Raw genomic sequence first — 26130 nt, forward strand, 5'->3', positions numbered from 1 at the left:
CCCGCACCGCCGCTGCGCGACGGTCGCCTCAAACTCCCCCAGCTACCGCTGGGAGGTGCCCCCAGCGAGGCTGGCAAGGGGGACAGCGGGGCTCCGCCCCGGACCCCGCGCCTCAAACGCCGGCGAGGCTGGGTGTGCCGGGCGTAGCCCAGGCCCGCACCGCCGCACCGCGACGGTCGCCTCAAGCGCCGGCGAGGCTGGAAGGGGTACAGCGGGCGCCGCCGGCCCGCCGGGTCAGCGGGGTGGGGGGACCTCGTCGGGGAGGCCGGGGGCCGGGTGGTCGTGGGCGGCCGGGTCCAGCGGGGCGGGAGCGGCGGGGGACCCGGACACGGGAGCCGGGGCGCCGGACCCAGGAGTCGGGGCGCCGGACCCAGGAGAGGGGGCGGACCCAGGGGTCGGGTAGCCGTACCAGTCGGCCGGGGCGGCCGGGGGCTTCGGCTCCGGGTGGGTCAGCAGGGCCGTGGAGGCCAGGTGGACGCCGACCGCGGCCATCGGCCAGACCAGCAGGACGCCGTAGGCCAGCAGCTGGAGCGGGGCGTCGAAGGGCACGCCCTTGCCCGCCGCCTTGGCCGCCGCGACCACGTCCCGGCTCGGCCCGAGCCAGACGCCCAGCCGCCAGCCGAGCAGCGCCGCGAGCAGCGACCCGAAGGCCAGGCCGACCACCACGGCCACGCCCCCGCGCCGCAGCCGCCAGAAGGTCAGCCCGCCGGCCAGCAGGCCGAGCCCCAGGGAGATCAGGAAGAACGTTCCGTCGGCACCGATCCGCCCCTCGTTCTCGGTGTCCGCGAGGAAGACCGCCTCGCCGTTGGAGACGTAGTGGACCCGCGGCGCGAGCCAGACCCACAGCAGTCCCAGCAGGATGCCCGAGAAGGCGACGGCCAGCGCGACCGCGGCACCGTCCTTCAGGTCCTGGGCCACGGAGGGCGAGGGGCCCCGGCCCGGCTCGGCGTCGGGGGGTACGGGCACGGTGTTGGCTTCGGTCACGCAGACATCGTGCCAGGTGGCCGCCCGCCCCGCGTCAGCGGACCGCCGCCCGCCGGTACGCCCAGGTGGCGACGGCCAGCGACAGCACGCCCACCGCGGCGCAGACCGCGAGGTCCAGGGCGACCACGGCCCAGTCGGGGTGCGGGGCGAAGGTCCGGGCGAAGGCCTCGACGCCGTACGTGGAGGGCAGCAGGTCCCGGGCCCAGACGATCGGGGCGGGCATCCGCTCCGGCGGCAGCACGCCCAGCAGCAGGGCCGCCGACATGCCGAGCTGACCGGCCAGCGTGGCCAGCTCCTGGCGCGGGGCCAGCAGCCCGAGGGCGGCCCCGAGCCCGGCCAGCGCGGCCCCGGCCAGCGGGACCACCGCCACCAGCACCCACAGGCCCCCCATGGGCAGTCCGAAGAGCAGGCAGCCGAAGACGGCGGTCACCAGCGTGCCCGGCACCGTGAAGGAGGCGTACGCGGCGGCCGCCCCCAGCACCACGGAGGCGGGCGGCACCGGCAGCGTGGCGTAGTGGTCCAGCCCGCCGCCGGCCCGCAGCTGGCCGAAGTACTGGGCGAGCAGGTTGAGCGCGACGAAGGCCACGACCAGCACGGAGGAGCCGGCCACCACGGCCCGCGCCTCGGAGCCGCCGCCGCCGTCGACCACCCCCCGCATCAGGATCATGATCCCGACGGACTGGAAGGTGGCCACGAAGAGCAGCGGGATCCGGGCCACCCGGGCCCGCGACAGCTGCGCCCGGTACACGGCGCCGAGCGCCGGCAGCAGCCGCGCCCGCGGCGCCAGCGGCGCGGGGGCCACCGGCCGGCCGGGCAGCTCTGTCACGGGGGACGCGGACACGGTCCCCGCAGCAGCGTCGGTCACGACTTCACCAGCCCCTTCGTCCGCCCTCCGAGGGCCAGGTACACGTCCTCCAGGCTCGGCGTGGCCAGCGTGAAGTCGTCGAGGGCCGCGAACGCCGGGCCCCCGGTCACCGCGGCGACCGCCGCGCGCGCGTCGTCGGGGCCCATCCGCAGCACCCAGCGGCGGCCGGACTCGGCGGCCAGCGGCCGCAGGGCGGCCACCTCGGGCATCTCCAGCGGCGGGCGCTCGCGCCACACCAGCTCCAGCCGCACCTCGTCGGCCACCGTCGACTTGAGACCGGCGGGCGTGTCGCAGGCGATCACCCGGCCACGGTCGATCACCGCGACCCGGTCCAGCACGGTTTCCGCCTCGATGACGTTGTGGGTGACCAGCACCACCGTGCAGCCGCGCTGGGCGCGCCGCCGGTCCACGGCCTCCCAGACGGCCCGCCGGGCCACCGGGTCCATGCCCGTGGTGGGCTCGTCCAGCACCAGGACCGGCCGGTCCCCGGCGATCGCGGCGGCGAAGCAGGCCAGCCGGCGCTGTCCGCCGGACAGCTTCTTGAGGGGGCGCCCGGCGATCGGGCCGAGCGCCAGCTCCTCGATGACCTCGTCCCGCGCCACGCGCGCGTCCCGGGTGGTCAGTCCGCGCAGCCGGGCCGTGGTCTCCACGGCCAGCGCGACGGTCAGTTCGTCCAGGGCGGTGGACTCCTGCCCCAGGTAGGCCAGCAGCCGGGCGGCCCGGTCGGGGTGGCGGACCAGGTCGTGGCCGAGCAGTTCGACGCTGCCGGAGTCGGGCCGCATCAGACCGGTCAGCTGCCGCACGAGGGTGGACTTGCCGGCGCCGTTGGGGCCGAGCAGGCCGAAGACCTCGCCGCGCCGCACGTCCAGGGAGATCCCGTCGGTGGCCCGCACCTCGGGCATCGCCGGTCCCCCGCGCCCGCCGCGCAGCGGCGGGTACGTCTTGACCAGGTCCCGCACCGCGCAGACGGTCTCGAAGGCCCCGGAGGCCCCCGGGGAGGGGGTCCGACCGCCTGGTTCCGCCTGTGCTGTGCCCGTGCTCACGAGGGAGCAGCCTACGGGGTCGCGGCCCGGCCACGGGGTGCGGGGGCCGGGCGCGCGGGGTCCCGGGTCAGTCCGGGGCCGGGGCGGAGACCGGTGCGGGGGCCGGGACGGGGGCGGTGGGCGGGGTGTGCTCGGCCGCGGCGGTGACGTCGATCTCGCGCCAGAAGCCGGCCCGGATCGCATAGCGGTCGTGCTCGTCGATCTGGTCGTCCTTGTGCGCCAGCAGGCCGAAGCGGGCCGCGTAGCGCAGCAGTTCCCCGTCGATCCGGTGCGGGATCCGCGGGTAGAGGGCCGACAGCTTGTGCAGGTGGACGGTCTCGGGCAGCCGCTCCATCCAGCGCCGGGCGAAGACCTGGCCGACCTCGAACGGGTCTCCGCCGACGGTCGTGATGTCCTCCTCCCGGTCGGCCCAGCGCTGCTCGGCGGAGGTGAGCTGGGCGAGGGTGGGCAGCGAGGCGGTCTCGGCGGGCTCGCCCAGCGGCCCGCCGCGCTCGATCCAGCCCTTGTCGGAGGACCAGCGCAGGGTGGCGGCGGGTACCGGGGCGGGCGCCGCGGGCCCGGCGGCGCCCTGGGCGGCCCGCAGCCCGGCCAGGTCCTTGGGGGTGGGTACGCCCTTGGTGGCGGTGGGCGACACGGCGTCCTGGGCGGTGTCGTCGGCGTTCAGCGGGGCGGCGAGCCGGCCGGCCGTCATCGGTCCGGTGAGGGCGCCGGGCAGCGGCCCGCCGAGCGGGGCGGCCGGGGCGGCGGCGCTGCCGTTGCGGGCCGCCTCGGCGAGGGCGGCCTCGGGCAGCGGGGCGGAGAGGATCGCGGCGATCTCGGGGCGCGGGACGGGGGCCGGGGCGCAGATCCCGGTGGTCTCCTTGGCCCGGACGGCCCGGGTGATCCAGACCCGGTCCAGCACCCGGCGCTCGTCGGCCTCGGCGACCAGGTCCTCGGACTGGTTGTAGTCGCCGTCGGCGGCCTGGACGGCCCAGAGGTGGACGGCCACGCCGTGTTCCTTGGCGGACATCAGGCCGGGCAGCAGGTCCCCGTCGCCGGTCACCAGGACCACGTCGGAGCAGGCGCGGTTGCGGGCCAGCTCGGTGAGCTCGGCGTGCATGGCCGCGTCCACGCCCTTCTGGGCCCAGCGGCCGTCACTGCGCGTGAGCGCGCCCAGGCGGACGGTCACCCGGGGCATCACCCGCAGGCGCCGGTGCTCGGGCTGGGGCACCCGGTCGGGTGCCCCGTCGAACCAGTAGATGCGCAGCAGCGGGCGCTCGGTGTCGGCCTCGGCGCGTTCGCGCAGGCCCTGGATCAGGGCGGCGTGGTCGACGGTGATGCGGGAGCGGGAGGGTTCCCCCGCCAGCAGGCTCGCAGCGGCGCCCAGCAGATAGCCGGCGTCCACCAGGACGACGCAGCGGTCCACGCGTTCCACCCACTTTCCGGGGCTGGCGTCAGCTTTTCCCCGAGTCTGCCCGACCGTGGGGGCGTTGACGGCCGGAACTCGATCATCGGCGTGGCGGAGGCCGGGCTTTCGGCGATTACGCGCAGTAATGATCCAAAATGCGCGAGTTCTGGGGGTGTGTGAGTGTGAAGGCGGCCCTGGCCCCTAGACCCTCACGGAGGCTTGCACCATGGCCAAGAACAAGAACCGTCAGCAGCCCGCCAAGCAGCAGGCCCGGTCGGGCCAGGACACGTCCAAGGGCTCGGCGGAGTCCATGGCGGAAGCCCCCTCCTCCTCCCCCAGCCCGATGGACATGGCGCGCAAGGGCAAGCAGAAGAAGTTCGGCCACAACTGATCCGACCAGGCCCCGGAGGGCGCGCCCGGCACCGCCGGGCGCGCCCTTCCGCCGTGCGGCTCTCCTAGTGCGCGGAGCAGCCGGCGACCGGGCCGGCGCAGTTGGTCGGGAGGTTCCCGGAGACCCGGGTGCGGGTCAGTTCGGCCGTGGTGCCGAAGCGGTTGTCGACGCCGCCGCCGCGGCCGGCCGCCCGGTTGTCTCGGACCTCGGAGTGCTTGACCCGCAGCTCCGCCACCCCGTCGCCGGGCGAGACCCGGTTGGAGAGGCCGCCGCCGTCCCGGCCGGCCTGGTTGGCCAGGACCTTGGCCTGCTCGAGCGTGGCCCGGCCCGCGTTGGAGACGCCCCCGCCGTCCCGGCCGGCCCGGTTGCGCAGGAAGTCGCTGCCGCCGGTCTCCAGGACCGAGCGGCCCGCGTTGCGGGCGCCGCCGCCGTCGTGGCCCGCCCAGTTCTCGCTGAGGACCGTGCCGTTGACCGAGGCGGTGCCGTGGTTGTCCAGGCCGCCGCCGTGCCCGGTGCGGGCCTCGTTGTGCTCCAGGCGGCTGTTGCGCACCAGCAGCGAGCCCCGGTTGAGGATGCCGCCGCCGTCCCGTTCGGCGGTGTTGCCGGCCACGGTCGTGCGGAAGAGGGTCACGGTGCCGGCCGGGTCGTTGTACACGCCTCCGCCGCCGGCCGGGCCGCCGCCGGCCAGGGCCCGCGCCGCCTCGCCGTCGTCCGCGCCGCCGTCGTCCGCGCCGGCGTCGGGCCCGCCCTGGTCGGCGCCGTCCTCGGGGCCGTCCTCGCCTCGGCCCTCGTCCTCGCCGGGCCCGTCGCCCCGGTCCTCGTCCCGGCCGTCTCCGCCGTGCTCGTCCCGGCCCTGGTCGCCGCGCTCGCGGGGACCGGACGCGGTGTTCGTCCGGACCGCGCTGTCGGAGAGGGCCACGGAGCCGCCGAGGTTGGCGATGCCGCCGCCGTTGCCGCCGGCGCGGTTGCCGGCGACCGTGGAGTGCTCCAGGCGCAGGGTGCCCGCGGTGCGGATGCCGCCGCCGTCGCCGCGGACGTCCCCGCCGGTGACGGTGACGCCCTGGAGGACCAGCTGGGCCCGGCGGCGGACGTCGAGCAGCCGGAAGCGCTCGTCCTCGACGGAGCGGATCAGGGTGCTGTGGTCGCCCGCGAGGGTGACCTTGCCCGTGACGGGCGGCAGCGCGGCCCCGGAGTCCCGGTACGGGCCGGTGAAGCGGTAGGCGCAGCGGGCCGCGAGGGTGATGGTCGCCCCGTCCGCCCGGTCGTTGGCCTTGCGGACGGCCCGGACGAGGTCGGCGGTGTCACCGCAGCGCACCCTCAGCTTCAGCGGGCCGCCGGCGGGGGCCGCCGCCGCGGGCACGGTCGCGGCACACAGCCCGAGGCTCGCCGCCACTGCGGCGCCGGCCAGGACGAGGCGCATCTTCATGCGGGTTCCTTCTGCTCGACTGCGGGCTCCGGAGCGCCGCCGGACGCGCGCCGGAGGCCGGAGGTACCCGGGAGGACATGAGCCTCCTATCGGATCGCAGCCGTGCCGCGGACCTCCCCGGTCCGGGGCGTCCGCACAAACCATTCCGACGGGTCGCGGCCGCTCACCCACCTGGGCGAGCGGCCGGGACCCGGCCGGTCGCCGCTCAGCCGGCCAGGCAGGACGGGCCGAGCAGCACCTTCAGGTCGCCGAAGAGGGCCGGGTCCGGCTGGACCCGGTGCCGGTCGAGCCGGAGCACGGTGGTGGTGCGGGGGCCCTGGAGCTTGATCCGCACCTCCGTGTTGCCCTTGTGGTGGCGCAGGATCTCACCGAGCCGGGTGACCATCGGCGGGGTGACCTTGAGGGCCGGGATGGTCAGGACCACCGGGGCGTTGGTGCCCGCGGAGGAGAGGTCGGGGACCATCAGCTCCATGGCGACCAGGCGGGGCACGTCCTCGCGCTTGTCGAGCCGGCCCTTGACGAAGACCACCGCGTCCTCGACGAGCTGGGTGGAGACCAGCTGGTAGGTGGCCGGGAAGAACATGCACTCGATGGAGCCGGCCAGGTCCTCGACGGTGGCGATGGCCCAGGCGTTGCCCTGCTTGGTCATCTTGCGCTGGAGGCCCGAGATGATGCCGCCGATGGTGACCACCGCGCCGTCGCCGTGCTCGCCGCCGGTGAGCTGCGAGATGCCGGCGTCGGTCTTGTCGGAGAGGACGTGCTCCAGGCCGAAGAGCGGGTGGTCGGAGACGTAGAGGCCCAGCATCTCGCGCTCCTGGGCGAGCAGGTAGGACTTCTCCCACTCCACGTCGGAGAACTCGACGTCCAGGCCGAAGCCGGGCTCGCTGCTCTCCTCCTCGCCCATCCCACCGAAGAGGTCGAACTGTCCCTCGGCCTCCTTGCGCTTGACCGCGACCACGTTGTCGATCATGGGTTCGTGGTGGGCGACCAGGCCCTTGCGGGTGTGGCCCATCTCGTCGAAGGCGCCGGCCTTGATCAGCGACTCGACGGTGCGCTTGTTGCAGACCACGGCCTCGACCTTGTCGAGGAAGTCCGGGAAGGTGGAGTACTTCCCCTTGGACTTGCGGGTCTTGATGATCGAGTCGACGACGTTCTGGCCGACGTTGCGGACGGCGGTGAGGCCGAAGAGGATCACGTCGTCGCCCTGGGCGGCGAAGTTCGACTCGGACTCGTTGACGTTGGGCGGGAGCACCTTGATGCCCATGCGCCGGCACTCGTTCAGGTAGATCGCGGACTTGTCCTTGTCGTCCTTGACCGAGGTGAGCAGGCCGGCCATGTACTCGGCCGGGAAGTTGGCCTTGAGGTAGGCGGTCCAGTAGGAGACCAGGCCGTAGGCGGCCGAGTGGGCCTTGTTGAAGGCGTAGCCGGCGAAGGGGACCAGGACGTCCCACAGGGCCTTGATCGCCTGGTCGCTGAAGCCGTTCTTCTTGGCGCCCTCCTCGAAGATGACGAAGTTCTTCGCCAGCTCCTCGGGCTTCTTCTTGCCCATCACGCGGCGCAGGATGTCGGCCTCGCCGAGGGAGTACCCGGCGATGATCTGGGCGGCCTTCTGGACCTGCTCCTGGTAGACGATCAGGCCGTAGGTGACCGCCAGGACCTCCTCGAGCGGCCCCTCCAGCTCCGGGTGGATCGGGGTGATCTCCTGCTGCTTGTTCTTGCGCAGGGCGTAGTTGGTGTGCGAGTTCATGCCCATCGGGCCCGGCCGGTACAGGGCCGAGACGGCGGAGATGTCCTCGAAGTTGTCGGGCTTCATCAGGCGCAGCAGGGAGCGCATGGGGCCGCCGTCGAACTGGAAGACGCCGAGGGTGTCGCCGCGGCCCAGCAGCTCGAAGGTCTTGGGGTCGTCCAGCGGCAGGGCCAGGAGGTCGATGTCGATCCCCTTGTTGGCCTTCACCATCTTGACGGCGTCGTCCATGATCGTGAGGTTGCGCAGGCCGAGGAAGTCCATCTTCAGCAGGCCGAGCGATTCGCAGCTCGGGTAGTCCCACTGGGTGATGGTCACGCCGTCGGTGTGCCGGACCCAGACCGGTACGTGGTCGGTGATGGTCTCGCTGGACATGATCACGCCGGCGGCGTGCACGCCCATCTGGCGGACCAGGCCCTCCACGCCCCGGGCGGTGTCGATGACCTTCTTGACGTCCGGTTCGTTCTCGTACATCCCGCGGATCTCGCCGGCCTCGCCGTAGCGCGGGTGCTGCGGGTCGAGGATGCCGGAGAGCGGGATGCCCTTGCCGAGGACGTCGGCGGGCATGGCCTTGGTGAGCCGGTCGCCCATGGCGTACGGGTAGCCCAGGACGCGCGCGGAGTCCTTGATGGCGTTCTTGGCCTTGATGGTGCCGTAGGTGCCGATCATGGCGACCTTGTCGGCGCCGTACTTCTCGGTCACGTACCTGATCACCTCGACGCGCCTGCGCTCGTCGAAGTCGATGTCGACGTCGGGCATGGAGACGCGCTCGGGGTTGAGGAAGCGCTCGAAGATCAGGCCGTGCGGGATCGGGTCGAGGTCGGTGATGCCCATGGCGTAGGCGACGATCGAGCCGGCCGCGGAGCCTCGGCCGGGGCCGACCGCGATGCCCTGGTTCTTGGCCCACATGATGAAGTCGGCGACCACGAGGAAGTAGCCCGGGAAGCCCATCGAGATGATCGTGTCCATCTCGTACTCGACCTGCTTCATGCGGTCCTCGGGGATGCCGCCGGGGAAGCGGCGGTGCATCCCCTTCATGGTCTCCTCGCGGAACCAGGTGACCTCGGTGTAGCCCTCCGGGATGTCGAACTTCGGCATCAGGTTCCGGAACTTGAACATGCCCTCGGTGTCGATCTGGTCCGCCACCAGCTTGGTGTTGGCACAGCCCTCCTGCCAGGCGTCCGAGGAGTCGATGGCGTACATCTCGTCCGTGGACTTGAGGTAGTAGCCGGAGCCGTCGAAGCGGAAGCGGTCGGGGTCCGAGAGGTTCTTGCCGGTCTGGATGCACAGCAGGGCGTCGTGGGCGCCGGCCTCGCTCGCGTAGGTGTAGTGCGAGTCGTTGGTGACCAGGGGCGGGATGCCGAGCTTCTTGCCGATCTCCAGCAGGCCGTCGCGAACCCGGCGCTCGATCTCGATGCCGTGGTCCATCAGCTCCAGGAAGTACCGGTCCTTGCCGAAGATGTCCTGGTACTCGGAGGCGGACTTCAGGGCCTCGTCGAACTGGCCCAGCCGCAGTCGGGTCTGGAGCTCGCCGGAGGGGCAGCCGGTGGAGGCGATCAGGCCCTCCGACCACTGGCTGATGGTCTCCTTGTCCATGCGGGGCCACTTGGTCAGCCAGCCCTCGGCGTAGGCGTCGGAGGAGAGCCGGAAGAGGTTGTGCAGGCCCGTCGCGTTGGCCGCCCAGATCGTCTTGTGGGTGTAACCGCCGGAACCGGAGACGTCGTCGCGCTTCTGGTGCGGCTGGCCCCACTGGATGCGGCGCTTGTTGCGCCGGGACTCGGGGGCGACGTACGCCTCGATCCCGATGATCGGGGTGACCCCGGCCTTCTGCGCGGAGTGGAAGAAGTCGTACGCGCCGTGCAGGTTGCCGTGGTCGGACATGGCGATGTGCGTCATGCCCATTTCATTGCACGCGTTGAACATGTCCTTGAGCCGCGCGGCACCGTCCAGCAGGGAGTACTGGGTGTGAACGTGCAGGTGCGTGAACGGCGTCTTGGCCACGGCGCTGGACCTCCGGGATGGTCGGGTTACGGGCGGGCGACAGGTTGGGGGGACGACCTGGAAGTCTACGTCGGGCGGGTGACAAACCCCGGGCACTCGGCACTACCGTCGGGCGTTGGCAGAACCAGGAACACGTGTCCGAGCGTCTGCCGGATCGAACCGATCAGTACCCCGTAACAGCCCGTGCACCAGGAGGCACCCATGGTGGTCCCCGAGACGACGACCGAGCAGCGCGCCGAGCAGATCCTCGACGTCTTCGACACCGCCTTCGGCCAGCTGCTCGCCGCCGACCCGGCCGCCTTCCAGGTCAAATTCCGCAAGATGGCGGCCTCGGCCTTCGCCTTCTACCGCGGCACCGCCTGCCTCTTCTACGCCGACCTGGAGCGGGAGCGGCACGGCGGCCCGTACCTGGACGAGCGCACCGGCCGGGTGTGGATCCACGGCGACCTGCACGCGGAGAACTTCGGCACATACATGGACGCCACCGGCCGGCTGATCTTCAACGTGAACGACTTCGACGAGGCGTACGTCGGCCCCTTCACCTGGGACCTCAAGCGCTTCGCCGCCTCGGTGGCCCTGATCGGCTACACCAAGGCCCTCAGCGACGAGCAGATCAGCGAGCTGGTGCGGATCTACGCCGTCTCCTACCGGGAGCGGATCCAGCGCCTGGCGGTCGGCGCCAAGCACGAGGAGGTCCCGCCGTTCTCCCTGGAGACGGCCGAGGGCCCGCTGCTCGGCGCGCTGCGCGACGCCCGGTCCCGGACCCGCTTCTCGCTGCTGGACTCGATGACCGAGATCCGGGACTACGAGCGCCGCTTCTCGGCCGGCGGGGGCGCGATAGAGCTGGACGCCGCGACCCGCTACAAGGTCCTGGCGGCCTTCGACGCGTACCTGGAGACCCTGCCGGAGGAGAGCCTGGTGCGCCCGGACTCCTACCGGGTCAAGGACGTGGTGGGGCGCCGGGGCGTGGGCATCGGCTCGGCCGGGCTGCCCTCGTACAACATCCTGCTGGAGGGCCACAGCGACGCCCTGGAGAACGACGTCGTGATCTACCTCAAGCAGGCGCAGACCCCGGCGGTCTCCCGGCACATCACGGACCGGGCGGTGCGGGAGTACTTCACCCACGAGGGCCACCGCACGGTCATCTCGCAGCGCGCCCTGCAGGCCCACGCCGACCCGTGGCTGGGCTGGACGGAGCTGGACGGCGCCGGCCAGCTGGTGGCCGAGGTCTCCCCGTACGCCGTGGACCTGGACTGGTCGGACCTGGACGACCCGGAGGAGATCGCGGCGGTGGTCGCGGACCTGGGCCGGGCCACCGCCACCATGCACGCCTCGGCGGACGAGGCGGAGAGCGGCCAGTCGCTGGTGCCCTTCTCGACCGAGCGGGCCATCGACGCGGCCATCGCCGCCGACGAGGACGGCTTCGCGCAGCTCCTGGTGGACTTCGCGCACGCCTACGGCGCCCGGGCCCGGGCCGACCACCAGATCTTCGTCGACCTGTTCCGCAACGGCCGGCTGATCGGCTGAGCCCGGGCGGGCGGGGCCGGCGGTCCCGCCCGAGGGGGGCCGTCCGGCCCCTCTCACAGGGACTCATGGCACACTCGCGGCGATGGACATCTCAGGGATACGGCTTCGAGCACTGCGGGCGGCGCTGTTCAGCGCCGTGGTCGTGCTGCTCTCGACGGCCGCCCACGTGCTGATGTCCGAGGTGGCGCTGCCGCCCGCCCTGGTGGCCGGTCTCTTCGCGGCGGCCTTCGGGGCGGCCTTCGCCCTCGGCGGGCGCGAGCGGGGCTTCTGGGAGATCTCGGGGCTGCTCGTGCCGTTGGAGCTGGCCGCCGACACGGTCCTGACCAGCGGCCAGGACCTCTGCTACGGGCCGGCCGGGGGGCCGGTGTCGGGCCCGCTGAAGGCCATCGGCCTGGACGTGTTCTGCGGCGGGGCGCCGGTGGGCACCCCGCTGGCCCGGGCGGTGGCCCCGGCCGGGGACCCGGCCGTGGTGCTGGCCGCGCAGCATCCGGCGACCCCCTGGCTGCTGCTGGCCGCGCACGTCTCGGTGGGGCTGTTGGCCGCGCTGTGGCTGCGGCGCGGCGAGCGGGCCCTGGTGCAGGTGCTGGCCGCGGCGGCCGCGACGGCCTTCCGCCCGCTGCGCTCCGCGGCCCGGGCGGTGCCGTACGCGGCTCCGCCGGCCCGGCGGACCGTCCGGGCGGCCGCGCCGCGTCCGCGGCCGCGGACCCGGGTGGCCGCGCAGCCGGTGGCCCGGCGCGGGCCGCCCGCCGCCGCGTGCCGCGCCTGAGCGCGGCCGCTCCGGGCGGCCCCGGCCGCCGCACCCCCTCGACTTTTCTCTTTTCACGGAAGACGGATCCATCATGAGCAACCGCAACAGCAAGGCGAACAAGGACGCGGCCCGCGAGCGGCTGCGCGCCGAGCGCGAGCGCCAGGCGAAGAAGGAGAAGGTCCGCCGCCAGGTGATCGTGGCCGGCTCGGTCGTCGCGGTGCTGGCGCTGGCCGGCGGCATAGGTGTGGCGGTCATGAAGGCCAACGAGCCCTCGGGCTGGGACAAGGCCGCCGACGCGAAGCTGGTCGCCCCGAAGAACACCGAGGGCACCGACGGCACCACCGTGGTGCTCGGCAAGAAGGACGCCAAGAAGACCCTGGAGCTGTACGAGGACGGGCGCTGCCCGGTCTGCGCCCAGTTCGAGCAGGTCGCCGGCGCGCAGATCAAGAAGGACGTCGACGAGGGCAAGTACAAGCTGAAGTACATCGGCGCGACCTTCCTGGACCGCTCCTTCGGCGGCGAGGGCTCCAAGAACGCGCTGAGCGCCCTGGGCGCGGCGCTGAACGTCTCCCCGGACGCGTTCCTCGAGTTCAAGGCCGCGATGTACACCAAGGAGAACCACCCCGAGGAGACGGACGACAAGTTCGGCGACGACGCGGTCCTCCTGAAGATCGCCGACCAGGTGCCCGCCCTGAAGGGCAACGCCGAGTTCAAGAAGAACGTCACCGACGGCACCTTCGACCGGTGGGCGCTGGAGATGTCGAAGGTCTTCGACAAGAGCGGGGTGCAGGGCACGCCCACGCTGAAGATGGACGGCAAGAAGATCGAGACCCCGCAGACCCTGGACGCCTACAACCAGGCGCTGGACAAGGCCCTCAAGGGCTGACAGCGGGGCAAAGATCGGCAACGGGCGGGCGAACTTTAGGAGTTCGCCCGTCCTTTGTCTATCCGGGAGCGGATACCGGTCAGTAATATGATCATCCGTGACCAGTCTTCTCCCTTCTGCTTCCGAGCCGGCGGCCCCTGCCGCCGCGCCGCGCCGCCGTACGGTCGTGCTCGCCGCGGCCGCGACCGCCGCGCTGGCCCCGATCGCCGCCCAGGCCCTGGCCGGTTCGACCGCCCACGCGGCCGAGGCGGCCCCCGCCTTCCTGCACGGCGTCGCCTCCGGCGACCCGCTGCCGGACGGCATCCTGCTGTGGACCCGCGTCACCGTGACCCCCGACGCCGTGCCCGGCTCGGGCCTGGGCCCGGACACCGAGGTGACCTGGGAGGTCGCCGAGGACAAGGGCTTCAGCCGGACCGTGGCCACCGGCCGCACCACCGCCACCGCCGCGGCCGACCACACCGTCAAGGCCGACGTCCGCGGACTGCGCCCGGCCACCGCGTACTTCTACCGCTTCACGGCCGGCGGCACGGTCTCCGCCACCGGCCGCACCCGCACCACCCCGGAGTACGGCGCGACGACCCCGGGCGTGCGCTTCGGCGTGGTCTCCTGCGCCAACTGGGAGGCGGGCTACTTCTCGGCGTACCGGCACCTGGCGGCGCGTACCGACCTGGACGCGGTCCTCCACCTCGGCGACTACATCTACGAGTACGCCACCGGCGGCTACCCCGAGCCCAAGTACGTGGTGCGCCAGCACGAGCCGAAGCACGAGATCACCAGCCTGTCGGACTACCGCACCCGGCACGGCAAGTACAAGACGGACGCCGACCTCCAGGCGCTGCACGGCGTGCACCCGGTCATCGCGATCTGGGACGACCACGAGTTCGCCAACGACGCCTGGTCGGGCGGCGCGGAGAACCACACCCCGGGCGCCGAGGGCGACTGGGCGGACCGGGTGGCCGCCGCCAAGCAGGCGTACTTCGAGTGGATGCCGGTCCGCCCGTCGGTGGCCGGCACCACCTACCGCCGGCTGCGCTTCGGCAACCTCGCCGACCTGCACCTGCTCGACCTGCGGTCGTTCCGCTCGCAGCAGGTCAAGGTCGGCAGCGGCAAGGTCGACGACCCCGAGCGCACCATCACCGGCCGGGCCCAGCTGGACTGGCTCAAGGCCGGCCTGGCGTCCTCGGACGCGACCTGGAAGCTGGTCGGCACCTCGGTGATGATCTCGCCGGTGGCCTTCGGCGCGCTGCCGGCCCACATCATGGCGCCGCTGGCCGAGCTGCTGGGGCTGCCGGGCGGCGGCCTGGCGATCAACGTGGACCAGTGGGACGGCTACACGGACGACCGCAAGGAACTCCTGGGCCACTTGACCCAGAAGAACATCAAGAACACGGTCTTCCTCACCGGCGACATCCACATGGCGTGGGCCAACGACGTGCCGGTCACGGCCGCGACGTACCCGTTCTCGCAGTCCGCGGCCACCGAGTTCGTGGTCACCTCGGTCACCTCGGACAACCTGGACGAGATGCTGCACGTCGCCCCGCAGACCCTGTCGCTGGTGGCCGGAACCGCCATCAAGGCGGCCAACCGCCACGTGAAGTGGGTGGACATGGACTCGCACGGCTACGGCGTGCTGGACGTGACCGCCGAGCGCTCCCAGATGGACTACTACATCCTGTCCGACAAGACGAAGCCGGACGCCAGCACCTCCTGGACGCGCTCCTACCGCACGCTGAACGGCACGCAGAAGGTCGAGCGGGTCAACCAGCCCGTCCGCTGATGCTGCGCCGGAACTGACGTTCCGTCGCACATTTTCGGCCAGTCGGGAGGTCCGGGAACGAACCGGGCCTCCCGACGCCGTTCCGGCCGGAAATCCTTGACGAGACACTGACATGGACACGTAAGCTTCGCGCCATCGTTCGGAGACCTCTCCGTCAACTCTGTTCGCGAGGAGCACACGTGCGCGCTTCTGCCCGCATATCCCCCACTCTGCGCCGACGCCTCATGGGTACCGCCGTACTCGCCGGGACGCTGGCCTTCTCCCCGCTTTCCGCCCCCACGACCCTCGCCGCCGCCCCCACCGGCGCCGAGAAGTGCGCCCAGGAGACCGCAGTGGGGGCCAACGCCCGCGTGCTGCGCCCCAAGGCCACCCACGCCGCCGAGCCCAACGCCGTCAGCGACGCCAAGGCCAAGGCCATGGACGCCGACATGAAGGCCCGGCTCAAGAAGATCAGCGCGTCGCAGCAGCAGCGCTCGCTGGCCGCCGCGACCAGCATCCCGGTCTACGTGCACGTCATCACCAACGGCACCGCCGGCAAGCTGACGGCCGCGCAGATCGCCAGCCAGATCTCGGTCCTCAACGCCGCCTACGCGGGCCAGGGCTCCGGGAACGTCGACTCGGGCTTCCAGTTCACGCTGGCCGGCACCGACTACACGGACAACGCCACCTGGTACACCGTGACCGACGGCACCACGGCCGAGAAGAACATGAAGAACGCCCTGCGCAAGGGTGGCAAGAACGCGCTCAACCTCTACACCGCCAACATCGGCGCGGGCCTGCTCGGCTGGGCGACCTTCCCCAGCGACTACGCCGCGGCCCCGAAGATGGACGGCGTCGTCATCCTCAACTCGTCGATCCCGGGCGGCTCGGCGACCAACTACGACGAGGGCGACACGGCCACCCACGAGGTCGGCCACTGGATGGGCCTCTACCACACCTTCCAGGGCGGCTGCTCGGGCAACGGCGACTACGTCTCCGACACCCCGGCCGAGAAGACCGCGGCCTACCAGTGCCCGACCGGCCGCGACTCCTGCACCAACAAGACCGGCGTGGACCCGATCCACAACTTCATGGACTACACGTACGACGCGTGCATGTACCAGTTCACCTCGGGCCAGGTGGCCCGCATGAAGAGCAGCTGGACCGCCTACCGCGGCTGACCCGCGGCCGGTACGCACGAACCGGAGGCCCGGACCGCACGCGGTCCGGGCCTCCGGGCTCTACGGGCGCCGACGGCGCGCGGGGCTACAGGCTCTCGAGGAACGCCAGCGCGACCGCCCAGGTCCGCTCGGCCGACTCCGCGTCGTAGTCCGGCAGCTCCGGGTCGGTGTAGAGGTGCCCGGCGCCCGGGTAGCGGTGCACCTCCACCTCCGCGCCGGACCGCTGCATCCGCAGGTACCACGCGGTCAGCCAGTCGTGCGGCTCGAAGGGGTCCGGGTCGGCCACGTGGAGCTGGACCGGGAGCTCGTCGACCGCGGCGTCGTCGGCCACGTCGGAGGTGCCGTGCAGCATGAGCAGGCCCCGGGCCTTCTCGTCGCCGAAGGCCAGCTGCTGCGCCACCGAGGCGCCGAAGGAGAAGCCGGCGTAGACCAGCCCGCGGTCGGAGTGCGGGGCGGCGGCCAGCACCGCCCGCTTGAGGAGTTCGTCCCGGCCGATCTCCTGCTGGAACGCCATGCCCCCCTCGACGGTGTCGAAGACACGGCCGTCGAAGAGGTCGGGCACGTGGACCTCGTGGCCCGCGTCGCGCAGCCGGTCGGCCGCCGACCGCACCGCGGGCCGGAGCCCGTAGGTCGAGTGGAAGAGCATGATGTGCATGTCACCATCGTGCCAGCCGCCACCGACAACGGTCGGCTACGGTCGGCCGCATGGAGAACGTGCTGCGCCCCCTGGCCGTCATCGGCGGCTCGCTGGTCCTCACCCTGCTCGCGGGCTGGCTGCTGGACCTGCTGCTGCGCCGGGCCGACGGCCGGCACCCGGAGACCTCGCTGTGGGGTCAGCTGCGCCGCTGCCGGGTGCCCTTCCAACTGGTCCTGTGCACCGCGCTGCTCCGCTCCTCCTACCCGCAGGCCAAGCTGCTGGAGAAGCAGCACACCCAGGTGGGCCAGGTCCTGACGCTGGTGCTGATCGGGGCCACCGCCTGGCTGCTGGTACGGATCTCGGGCGCGCTGGTCGACGCCTGGTTCACCCGCTATTCGGCCGGGGCGCTCGACCCGGCCCGGGTGCGCCGGGTACGCACCCAGGTCACGCTGATCCAGCGGGTGGTGAGCGCCGCGGTGGCCGTGGTGGCGGCGGCCGCGATGCTGCTGACCTTCCCGACCATGCGCACCGTCGGCGCCTCCGTGCTGGCCTCGGCGGGCCTGATCGGCATCGTGGCCGGCATCGCCGCCCAGTCCACCCTCGGCAACCTCTTCGCGGGCCTGCAGATCGCCTTCGGCGACACCGTGCGGATCGGCGACACGGTGGTGGTGGACGACGAGTGGGGCAAGGTCGAGGAGATCACCCTGACCTTCCTCGTGGTGCGCACCTGGGACGAGCGCCGGATCACCATGCCGGTCTCGTACTTCACCGGGAAGCCCTTCGAGAACTGGTCGCGCGGCGGTGCGGAGATGACCGGGACGGTCTTCCTGCACCTGGACCACCGGGCGCCCATGGACCTGATGCGGGGGCGGCTGCAGGAGATCCTGCGGGCCTGCCCGGCCTGGGACGGCCGGAACGCGAGCCTGCTGGTCACCGACACCACGCCCAGCACGATCCAGGTGCGGGCGGTGGTCACGGCCAAGGACTCGGACGACCTGTGGACGGTGCGCTGCGAGGTCCGCGAGAAGCTGATCGCCTGGCTCTGCGCGGAGCACCCGTACGCGCTGCCCCGGGTGGCCACCGCGCCGGCCGCACTGCCGCCCGCGCCGCGCGCGCCCGGCGGGGGCGTCCCGTCCACCGGCCCGGCCGGGCCGTTCAGCGCAGGCTCCTGACGTCCAGGTGGCGCAGCACCCGGTCGACGACCTCGGGGTCGGCGCCGGGCTCGCTGCGGGCCGAGAGCACTTCGTGCCGGGCGGCCGACATCATCTCCCGCTGGATGCGCTGGACGGCCCGCAGCCGCTCCACGCGCTTGCCGTAGGCCTCCCGTCGCTCCTCGTCGATCATGTCGGGGCTGATCCGGGCGCCCACGTCGTAGGCCCGGCGCTGGAGCTGTTCGAGCAGTTCCTCGGGCAGCTCCTCGACCTCCTCGATCTCCTTGAGGCGCCGCTTGGCGGCCTTGGCGGCGCGGACCGCGAGCCGGCGCTCGAAGTCCCGCTCGGCGTCGGTGTCCGCCTCCACGCCGAGCAGCCGGACCAGGGCGGGCAGGGTCAGGCCCTGGAGGACGAGGGTGGTCATGATGACGGCGAAGGCGATGAAGATGATCTCGTCCCGCATCGGGAAGGGGGTCCCGGCATCGGTCTCGAGCGGGATGGCGAGGGCCAGGGCGACCGAGGCCACCCCGCGCATCCCGGCCCACCACATGATCACGCTCTCCCGCCAGCTGACCGGGATCTCCTCGTCGTAGTCGCGCAGCCGGTTGTGCAGCTTGCGGGCGGCCCAGGCGGCGGGCAGCAGCCACAGCAGCCGGACGCCCACCACCACGCCGACCACCGCGGCGGCCCAGCCGGCCGTCTGCCACTCGCGGCCCCGGGCCACGCCGAAGACGTTGTGCAGCTCCAGGCCGATCAGGCCGAAGGCGACCCCGGTGACGAGCGTGTCCACCACCTCCCAGAAGGTGTGGCCGGCCAGCCGGCCCAGCACGTCGTCGGCGTCGCTCGCGTACTCGGCCAGGAAGAGGGCGCAGGTCAGCACGGCCAGCACGCCCGAGCCCAGGAACTCCTCGGCGAGCACGTACGCGACGAACGGCACGAGCAGGGTCAGCCCGATCTGCAGGGTGGCGTCGCCGAGCCGGGCCATCAGCCGGTTGGAGACCCAGCCCAGGGCGAGCCCGACCGCCACCGCGACCACGGCGGAGAGCACGAACTCGCCCAGCGCCCCGGGCCAGGAGAACTCCCCGCTGACCGCGGCGGCGATCGCCACGTGGTAGAGCACGATGGCGGTGACGTCGTTGAACAGCCCCTCGCCCTCGAGGATGGAGACCATCCGGCGGGGCAGCCCCAGCGAGCCGGCCACCGCGGTGGCGGCCACCGGGTCGGGCGGTGCGACCAGCGCCCCCAGGGCGATGGCCGCGGCGATCGGCAGCCCCGGCACCACGGCGTGGGCCACCGCGCCGACGGCTGCGGTGGTGACGAAGACCAGGGCCACCGCCAGCAGCAGGATGGGCCGGACGTTGGCCGTGAACTGCCGCCAGGAGGTGCGCTGGACGGAGGCGTACAGCAGCGGCGGCAGCACCAGCGGCAGGATGTACTCCGGCGGCACGTCGACGTTGGGGACGAAGGGCAGCAGCGCGAGGCCGGCCCCGCCGAGGGTCATCAGCACCGGGGCGGGCAGCCCGAGGCGGTCGCCGAGCGGCACCATCACGACGGCGCCGAGCAGCAGGACGAAGAGGAGGGCGAGCTGATCCACCCGCCCACTCTTTCAGGAGGGGCGGACGAAGCGGGGCATTGCCCCCCGCTCGTCGGTCGAGGGGCGGCCGGGCCTCAGGCCAGGGTGCGGCGCATCGCCCGGTGCGGCATCCCCGCGTCGTCGAACTCCGGGCCGTACGCCGCGTACCCCAGCCGCTCGTAGAAGCCGAGGGCGTGCGTCTGGGCGTGCAGGTCGACGGCGGTGAGCCCGATCCGGGCGGCCTCCGTCTCGATGGCGCGCACGAGCGCGGCGCCGACGCCGAGCCCGCGGGCGGCCCTGGTGACCGCGAGGCGCCCGAGGGTGCCCACCCCGGCCTCCTCGATGCCGGTCAGCAGCCGGCCGGTACCGAGCGGCCCCTGCGGGCCGGTGGCCAGCACGTGCACGGCGACGGCGTCGCGGGTGTCGTACTCCAGCTCCTCGGGCACGCCCTGCTCGGCGACGAAGACGTCCCGGCGGACCGCCATGCAGGCGCCCCGGTCCTCTTCGGTGGCCGCGACCCGCACCTCGTACGGCTGCGGGCTCACTCGCTCTCCGCCCGGATCACGTCGAGCGCGTGCCGGAGGTCGGCCGGGTAGTCGCTCTGGAACTCGACCCACTGGCCGTCGGCCGGGTGCTCGAAGCCCAGCCGCATGGCGTGCAGCCACTGCCGGGTCAGGCCCAGCCGCTTGGCGAGGGTCGGGTCGGCGCCGTAGGTGAGGTCGCCGACGCAGGGGTGCCGGTGCGCGGACATGTGCACGCGGATCTGGTGCGTGCGGCCGGTCTCCAGCTTGATGTCGAGCAGCGAGGCGGCGCGGAAGGCCTCGATCAGGTCGTAGTGCGTGACCGAGGGCTTGCCGTCCTGGACGACGGCCCACTTGTAGTCGGCGTTGGGGTGCCGGCCGATCGGGGCGTCGATGGTGCCGCTCATCGGGTCCGGGTGGCCCTGGACCAGGGTGTGGTAGCGCTTGTCGACGATCCGCTCGCGGAACTGGTGCTTGAGCGAGGTGTACGCGCGCTCGGACTTGGCCACGACCATCAGGCCGGAGGTGCCGACGTCGAGGCGGTGCACGATGCCCTGGCGCTCGGCCGCGCCGGAGGTGGAGATCCGGTAGCCGGCGGCGGCCAGGCCGCCGATGACGGTGGTGCCGGTCCAGCCCGGGCTCGGGTGGGCGGCGACCCCGACGGGCTTCATGATCACGACGATGTCGTCGTCGTCGTGGACGATCTCCATGCCCTCGACCGGCTCGGCCACGATCTCGACCGGGCGGGGCGGCGCGGGCATCTCGACCTCGAGCCAGGCGCCGCCGTGCACCCGCTCGGACTTCCCGACGACGCTGCCGTCCACCGAGACCTTGCCCGCCGCGGCCAGCTCGGCCGCCTTGGTCCGGGAGAATCCGAACATACGGGCGATCGCGGCGTCCACGCGCTCGCCTTCGAGGCCATCGGGGACGGGCAGGGTGCGGATCTCGGGAATCGTACTCACCCGTCGAGTATGCCGGACGCCACCACCCCAGCCCGACCCGAGCATGATCCCCCGGGTCGGGACGGCCGCCGCGCGACCGCCCCCGTTCAGTCCTTGTGGACCGTGCCGTCCGGGTCCAGGCCCCGGAAGGAGAGCAGGACGATCAGGATGCCGCCGCAGACGATCGCCGAGTCCGCGAGGTTGAAGACGGCGAAGTGGGCCGGGGCGATGAAGTCCACCACCGCGCCGCGGAAGACGCCCGGGGCCCGGAAGATCCGGTCGGTGAGGTTGCCCAGCGCCCCGCCCAGCAGGCCGCCCAGCGCGATGGCCCAGGGCAGGCTGTAGAGCTTCCGGGAGATCCGCACGATCACCACGATCACGGTGGCCGCGATCAGCGTGAAGATGATCGTGAAGGCCTCGCCGAAGCCGAAGGCGGCGCCCGGGTTGCGCACCGCCTCGAACTTCAGCAGGTCGCCGATGATCTCGATGGGGGCGTGGTGCTCCAGCCTGGCGACCACGAGCATCTTGCTGCCCAGATCGAGCAGGTACACGAACAGGGCGACCGCGAGCAGCGCGGCGATCCGGCGCCGCCCCCTGGGCTGGGCGGCCTCCGGCTCGGCTTCCCCAACATCTGGCGTACCGATGACGCCCTCCGCCTCTGCCACGTGATTCCCTCGCATGTAGGTCCCGTCGGGGGCCCTGCCAGGGGGTGCCCGACCCGTACACGAGAGTACGTCACACGGCCTCCGGCACCGGCGGCCAGGTCAGTGTCGCCGCTCCTCCTTCTGCTTGCACTCCACGCAGAGGGTGGCCCGGGGGAAGGCCTGCATGCGGGCCTTGCCGATCGGCTGCCCGCAGTTCTCGCAGAGGCCGTACGTGCCCTCGTGGAGCCGCTCCAGGGCGTGCTCGCTCTGCTCCAGCATCTCGCGGGCGTTCGAGGCCAGGGAGAGCTCGTGCTCGCGGGTGATGTTCTTGGCGCCGGTGTCGGCCTGGTCGTCGCCGGCCCCCTCGCCCGAGTCCCGCATCAGGCCCGTGATGGCCTCCTCGGAGTGCTGGAGCTCGGCCTGCAGGCGCAGCACCTCGCTCTCCAGCTCGGCCCGGGCGTCGGCGACCTCGTCCGGGGTCCAGGGGTCCTCGCCCGGGCGGACGGCCAGCTCCCCGGCGGCCGCGGCGGTCCCGCGGTTCTTGGGCAGGCCGCTGGTGGCCGCCACCGCGGTCTTCCTGGCCGTCGAGGCCCTGCCCGTACCGCTGCTCTTCTTGGCGACCACTGTCCCGGCTCCCGTCTCCTGCGCGGCCTGCGCCGCCCCCTGGGCCGCGGCCGGTGCGGCCTGGGCCTGCTTCGCGGCCGCCGGTGCGGCGCCCGTCCTGGTCGCGCTCTTCTTCGCGGCGGCCTTGGCCGTGCCCTTCTTCGCGGCGGCCGTGCTCTTCTTCGGCCCGGCGGCCGCAGCCCCCGCGGCCGTGGACTTCCCGCCGGCGGAAGAGGTCGCGGACGACTTCTTCGCCGACGCCGTCTTCGCGGACGCCGTCTTCTTCGCGGCGGTCTTCTTCGCCACCATGGCCGCGGCCCCTTCACACAGTGTGATCTTGCGCGCGCATCGTGCTGGGACGATAAATCGACTCCAACCCCGCGGCAACGGGGCGCGCGTCCGCCGGGGCCGGCCTGCATCCGTTGTGCCCGGCTCAGCGGCCGGTAATCCGCCCCACGGGCCCCTTCCGTGGCGACCCCGGCGCGTCCGGCCGTTCGGGGCATCCGCCGGCGCGGTCAGCCCCCGCGCCGGGCGCCCCGTAATCGGTCTGCCGAGCGGCGCCGCGGACCGTACACTGGGCCCAGCGAAAGGCATGGATGGGGACGAGTAGCGTCGTACGCAGCCAGGAGCGACCCGGGGACGGTGCGAGCCCGGGGGCGAGCGCGATGTGAAGGATCACCCCGGAGCCGCCGGAAGAAAGCCACGGGCGACCGAGGGCGAGTAGAACCGGCTCGCACCCCTAATGAGGGGGCCACCGGACCCGTCCGGCGGCCAAGGAGGGTGGTACCGCGGGAGCAGCGCGCTCTCGTCCCTCCGGACGGAGCCCGACCCGCCGGAGGAAGACACACACCCGATGACTACGCAGCCGAACCAGCCGCAGTACCGCCCGGTGCCCGCCCAGGTCGACCTGCCTGCGCTGGAGCACGCCGTCCTGGAGCTCTGGCAGGACAACAAGACCTTCGCGAAGACCCTGGAGCAGTCCGAGGGCCGCCCGGAGTGGGTCTTCTACGAAGGCCCCCCGACCGCCAACGGCATGCCCGGCGCCCACCACATCGAGGCCCGCGTCTTCAAGGACGTCTTCCCCCGCTTCCGGACCATGCGCGGCTACCACGTGGCCCGCAAGGCCGGCTGGGACTGCCACGGCCTGCCCGTCGAGCTCGCCGTCGAGAAGGAGCTCGGCTTCAACGGCAAGCAGGACATCGAGGCGTACGGCATCGCCGAGTTCAACGCCAAGTGCCGCGAGTCCGTGACCCGCCACACCGACGCCTTCGCGGAGCTCACCACGCGGATGGGCTACTGGGTCGACATGGACGACGCCTACCGGACCATGGACCCGGAGTACGTCGAGTCCGTCTGGTGGTCGCTGAAGGAGATCTTCAAGAAGGGCCTGCTGGTCCAGGACCACCGGGTCGCCCCCTGGTGCCCGCGCTGCGGCACCGGCCTCTCCGACCACGAGCTGGCCCAGGGTTACGAGACCGTCGTCGACCCCTCGGTCTTCGTCCGCTTCCCGCTGACCTCCGGCCCGCTCGCGGGCGAGGCAGCCCTGCTGGTCTGGACGACCACCCCCTGGACCCTGGTGTCCAACACCGCGGTCGCCGCCCACCCGGACGTCACGTACGTCGTGGCCACCGACGGCACCGAGAAGCTGGTCGTCGCCCAGCCGCTGCTGGAGAAGGCGCTCGGCGAGGGCTGGACCGCCACCGGCGAGTCCTTCACCGGCAAGGACATGGAGCGCTGGACGTACCAGCGCCCCTTCGAGCTCGTCGAGTTCCCGGAGCCGGCGCACTACGTCGTCAACGCCGAGTACGTCACCACCGAGGACGGCACGGGTCTGGTCCACCAGTCCCCCGCCTTCGGCGCCGACGACCTCGCGGTCTGCCGCGCCTACGGCCTGCCCGTGGTCAACCCGGTCCGCCCCGACGGCACCTTCGAGGAGGAGGTCCCGCTGGTCGGCGGCGTCTTCTTCAAGAAGGCCGACGAGAAGCTCACCGCCGACCTCGACGCCCGCGGCCTGCTCTTCAAGCACATCGCCTACGAGCACAGCTACCCGCACTGCTGGCGCTGCCACACCGCGCTGCTCTACTACGCGCAGCCGTCCTGGTACATCCGCACCACCGCCGTCAAGGACGCGATGCTGCGGGAGAACGAGCGCACCAACTGGTTCCCCGAGTCGGTCAAGCAGGGCCGCTTCGGCGACTGGCTGAACAACAACATCGACTGGGCGCTCTCCCGCAACCGCTACTGGGGCACCCCGCTGCCGATCTGGCGCTGCGAGGAGGGCCACCTCACCTGCGTCGGCTCCCGCGCGGAGCTCTCGGAGCTGTCCGGCGCGGACCACAGCGGGCTGGACCCGCACCGCCCGTACATCGACGACGTGACCTTCACCTGCACCGAGGACGGCTGCTCCCTCGAGGCGGTGCGCGTCCCGGAGGTCATCGACGCCTGGTACGACTCGGGCTCGATGCCGTTCGCCCAGTGGGGCTACCCGTACAAGAACAAGGACGTCTTCGAGAAGCGCTACCCGGCGCAGTTCATCTCGGAGGCGATCGACCAGACCCGCGGCTGGTTCTACACGCTGATGGCGGTCGGCACCCTGGTCTTCGACAAGTCCTCGTACGAGAACGTGGTCTGCCTGGGCCACATCCTCGCCGAGGACGGCCGCAAGATGTCCAAGCACCTGGGCAACATCCTCCAGCCGATCCCGCTCATGGACCAGCACGGCGCCGACGCGGTGCGCTGGTTCATGGCGGCCGGCGGCTCCCCGTGGGCGGCCCGCCGGGTCGGCCACGGCACGATCCAGGAGGTGGTCCGCAAGACCCTCCTGACGTACTGGAACACGGTGGCCTTCCAGGCCCTGTACGCCCGGACCTCCGGCTGGGCGCCCTCGGCCGCGGACCCGGCGCCCGCCGACCGCACGGTCCTGGACCGCTGGCTGCTCTCCGAGCTGAACGCCCTGGTCGGGGACGTCACCGAGGCCATGGAGGCCTACGACACCCAGCGGGCCGGCAAGCTGCTGTCCGCCTTCGTCGACGACCTGTCGAACTGGTACGTGCGCCGCTCGCGCCGCCGGTTCTGGCAGGGCGACGCCGCGGCCCTGCGCACCCTGCACGAGGTCGTGGAGACCGTCACCCGCCTGATGGCGCCGCTGACCCCCTTCATCACCGAGCGGGTCTGGCAGGACATGGTCGTCCCGGTCACCCCGGACGCGCCGGAGTCGGTGCACCTGTCCTCGTGGCCGGTGGCGGACGCGGCGCTGGTGGACCCGGCGCTGTCCCAGCAGATGGTGCTGGTCCGCCGGCTGGTCGAGCTGGGCCGCGCCACGCGCGCCGAGTCGGGGGTCAAGACCCGCCAGCCGCTGTCCCGCGCCCTGATCGGCGTCACGGGCTTCGACGCGCTGTCGGCCGACCTGCGGGCGCAGATCACCGAGGAGCTGAACGTCTCCTCGCTGGCCTCCCTCTCCGAGGTCGGCGGGTCGCTGGTGGACACCACCGCCAAGGCGAACTTCCGGGCGCTGGGCAAGCGCTTCGGCAAGGGCGTGCAGGACGTCGCCAAGGCGGTCGCCGCGGCGGACGCGGCGGCGCTGTCGCTGGCGCTGCGGTCGGGCACGGCCACGGTCGAGGTGAACGGCGAGAGCGTGGAGCTCTCCCCCGAGGAGGTCATCGTCACCGAGACCCCGCGCGAGGGCTGGTCCGTCGCCTCGGACTCGGGCGCGACGGTCGCCCTGGACCTGGAGATCACCCCGGAGCTGCGGCTGGCGGGCCTGGCCCGGGACGCCATCCGGCTGATCCAGGAGGCCCGCAAGAACTCCGGGCTGGACGTGGCGGACCGGATCGCGCTGCGGTGGTCCTCGTCGGACGGCGAGGTGACGACGGCCCTCACGGACCATGCGGCGCTGATCGCGGACGAGGTCCTGGCCACGGACTTCGCGGCCGGTCCGGCCGACGACTCGTACGGTGACCCGTTCTCGGACGAACCCCTCGGCCTCACCTTCCGCCTCCGCAAGGCGTAAGCCCGGCCTCTGGTGGCCCGGCATCCCCACGGGGGGTGCCGGGCCGCCGTCGTTTCCGCTGCGCGGAGCGATCCCCTCCCCGCCCCTTCCCGAAACCGGGGCAAGCCCCGGA

At 72.6% G+C, this 26130-nt stretch carries 20 protein-coding genes; 8 read left to right on the forward strand and 12 right to left on the reverse strand.

Going from position 1 to position 26130, the window contains the following annotated elements; all coding sequences use genetic code 11:
- Positions 1–234: 234 nt before the first annotated feature.
- From AB0O40_RS22240 to AB0O40_RS22255, 4 genes are all read right to left on the reverse strand, one after another.
- Entirely contained in the window at positions 235–984 is a 750-nt protein-coding gene (locus tag AB0O40_RS22240) for a hypothetical protein (protein ID WP_365044298.1), read from the reverse strand.
- Between the two features lie 34 nt (positions 985–1018).
- Positions 1019–1810 carry an ABC transporter permease gene (locus tag AB0O40_RS22245; protein WP_365044301.1) on the reverse strand — a complete coding sequence of 264 codons (792 nt, stop codon included), beginning with the start codon at positions 1808–1810 and terminating at the stop codon, positions 1019–1021.
- Between the two features lie 35 nt (positions 1811–1845).
- Positions 1846–2808, reverse strand: coding sequence for an ABC transporter ATP-binding protein (locus AB0O40_RS22250; RefSeq protein ID WP_365044405.1), 963 nt, complete (start codon positions 2806–2808; stop codon positions 1846–1848).
- Between the two features lie 151 nt (positions 2809–2959).
- Positions 2960–4306, reverse strand: a complete 1347-nt coding sequence (locus tag AB0O40_RS22255) for an NYN domain-containing protein (RefSeq protein WP_365044304.1) — start codon at positions 4304–4306, stop codon at positions 2960–2962.
- 199 nt (positions 4307–4505) lie between these two features.
- Here AB0O40_RS22255 and AB0O40_RS22260 point away from each other — a divergent pair, with 199 nt between their 5' ends.
- Complete coding sequence (locus AB0O40_RS22260) at positions 4506–4670, forward strand: hypothetical protein (RefSeq protein ID WP_365044307.1); 165 nt, start codon at positions 4506–4508, stop codon at positions 4668–4670.
- A gap of 64 nt (positions 4671–4734) precedes the next feature.
- Here the strand turns inward: AB0O40_RS22260 and AB0O40_RS22265 are convergent, their stop codons facing one another.
- Both AB0O40_RS22265 and dnaE read right to left on the reverse strand, forming a co-directional pair.
- Entirely contained in the window at positions 4735–6096 is a 1362-nt protein-coding gene (locus tag AB0O40_RS22265) for a hypothetical protein (RefSeq protein WP_365044310.1), read from the reverse strand.
- Positions 6097–6301: 205 nt separating this feature from the next.
- The gene (gene dnaE, locus AB0O40_RS22270; RefSeq protein ID WP_365044312.1) at positions 6302–9841 is read right to left on the reverse strand and encodes a DNA polymerase III subunit alpha; all 3540 of its coding nucleotides are present in this window, start codon (positions 9839–9841) and stop codon (positions 6302–6304) included.
- A gap of 201 nt (positions 9842–10042) precedes the next feature.
- Here dnaE and AB0O40_RS22275 point away from each other — a divergent pair, with 201 nt between their 5' ends.
- The 5 genes from AB0O40_RS22275 to AB0O40_RS22295 all read left to right on the forward strand — a co-directional run bounded on the left by AB0O40_RS22275 (position 10043) and on the right by AB0O40_RS22295 (position 15939).
- A complete protein-coding gene (locus AB0O40_RS22275; protein ID WP_365044314.1) occupies positions 10043–11368 on the forward strand; it encodes a DUF2252 domain-containing protein in 1326 nt (441 codons plus the stop codon).
- A gap of 82 nt (positions 11369–11450) precedes the next feature.
- Positions 11451–12134 (forward strand): hypothetical protein, encoded by a 684-nt coding sequence (locus tag AB0O40_RS22280; RefSeq protein ID WP_365044317.1) that lies wholly within the window; start codon positions 11451–11453, stop codon positions 12132–12134.
- 73 nt (positions 12135–12207) lie between these two features.
- On the forward strand, positions 12208–13002 hold the full coding sequence (locus tag AB0O40_RS22285; protein ID WP_365044320.1) for a DsbA family protein: 795 nt from the start codon (positions 12208–12210) through the stop codon (positions 13000–13002).
- Positions 13003–13099: 97 nt separating this feature from the next.
- Complete coding sequence (locus tag AB0O40_RS22290) at positions 13100–14779, forward strand: alkaline phosphatase D family protein (RefSeq protein ID WP_365044323.1); 1680 nt, start codon at positions 13100–13102, stop codon at positions 14777–14779.
- Positions 14780–15003: 224 nt separating this feature from the next.
- Positions 15004–15939 carry a zinc metalloprotease gene (locus tag AB0O40_RS22295; protein WP_365044326.1) on the forward strand — a complete coding sequence of 312 codons (936 nt, stop codon included), beginning with the start codon at positions 15004–15006 and terminating at the stop codon, positions 15937–15939.
- An 85-nt stretch (positions 15940–16024) separates the two neighbouring features.
- On the opposite strand, the gene AB0O40_RS22300 is transcribed toward AB0O40_RS22295, so the two are convergent.
- Entirely contained in the window at positions 16025–16594 is a 570-nt protein-coding gene (locus AB0O40_RS22300; protein WP_365044329.1) for a dienelactone hydrolase family protein, read from the reverse strand.
- A 50-nt stretch (positions 16595–16644) separates the two neighbouring features.
- On the opposite strand from AB0O40_RS22300, the gene AB0O40_RS22305 reads away from it, so the two are divergent.
- A complete protein-coding gene (locus AB0O40_RS22305) occupies positions 16645–17748 on the forward strand; it encodes a mechanosensitive ion channel domain-containing protein (RefSeq protein ID WP_365044332.1) in 1104 nt (367 codons plus the stop codon).
- Here the strand turns inward: AB0O40_RS22305 and AB0O40_RS22310 are convergent.
- From AB0O40_RS22310 to AB0O40_RS22330, 5 genes are all read right to left on the reverse strand, one after another.
- Positions 17732–19321 (reverse strand): Na+/H+ antiporter, encoded by a 1590-nt coding sequence (locus AB0O40_RS22310; RefSeq protein WP_365044335.1) that lies wholly within the window; start codon positions 19319–19321, stop codon positions 17732–17734. The genes AB0O40_RS22305 and AB0O40_RS22310 overlap by 17 nt on opposite strands.
- Positions 19322–19395: 74 nt before the next feature.
- Positions 19396–19785, reverse strand: coding sequence for a GNAT family N-acetyltransferase (locus AB0O40_RS22315; RefSeq protein WP_365044408.1), 390 nt, complete (start codon positions 19783–19785; stop codon positions 19396–19398).
- 56 nt (positions 19786–19841) lie between these two features.
- Positions 19842–20783, reverse strand: a complete 942-nt coding sequence (locus AB0O40_RS22320) for an RluA family pseudouridine synthase (RefSeq protein ID WP_365044338.1) — start codon at positions 20781–20783, stop codon at positions 19842–19844.
- Between the two features lie 86 nt (positions 20784–20869).
- Positions 20870–21427: a signal peptidase II gene (gene lspA / locus AB0O40_RS22325; protein WP_365044341.1), complete on the reverse strand. Its 558-nt coding sequence runs from the start codon at positions 21425–21427 to the stop codon at positions 20870–20872.
- Positions 21428–21526: 99 nt separating this feature from the next.
- The gene (locus AB0O40_RS22330) at positions 21527–22318 is read right to left on the reverse strand and encodes a TraR/DksA family transcriptional regulator (protein ID WP_365044344.1); all 792 of its coding nucleotides are present in this window, start codon (positions 22316–22318) and stop codon (positions 21527–21529) included.
- A 544-nt stretch (positions 22319–22862) separates the two neighbouring features.
- Here AB0O40_RS22330 and ileS point away from each other — a divergent pair.
- A complete protein-coding gene (gene ileS, locus AB0O40_RS22335; protein ID WP_365044347.1) occupies positions 22863–26018 on the forward strand; it encodes an isoleucine--tRNA ligase in 3156 nt (1051 codons plus the stop codon).
- The last annotated feature ends 112 nt before the right edge of the window (positions 26019–26130 follow it).

This window comes from Streptomyces sp. NPDC089919 (genome assembly GCF_040684615.1).
Lineage (GTDB): Bacteria > Actinomycetota > Actinomycetes > Streptomycetales > Streptomycetaceae > Streptomyces.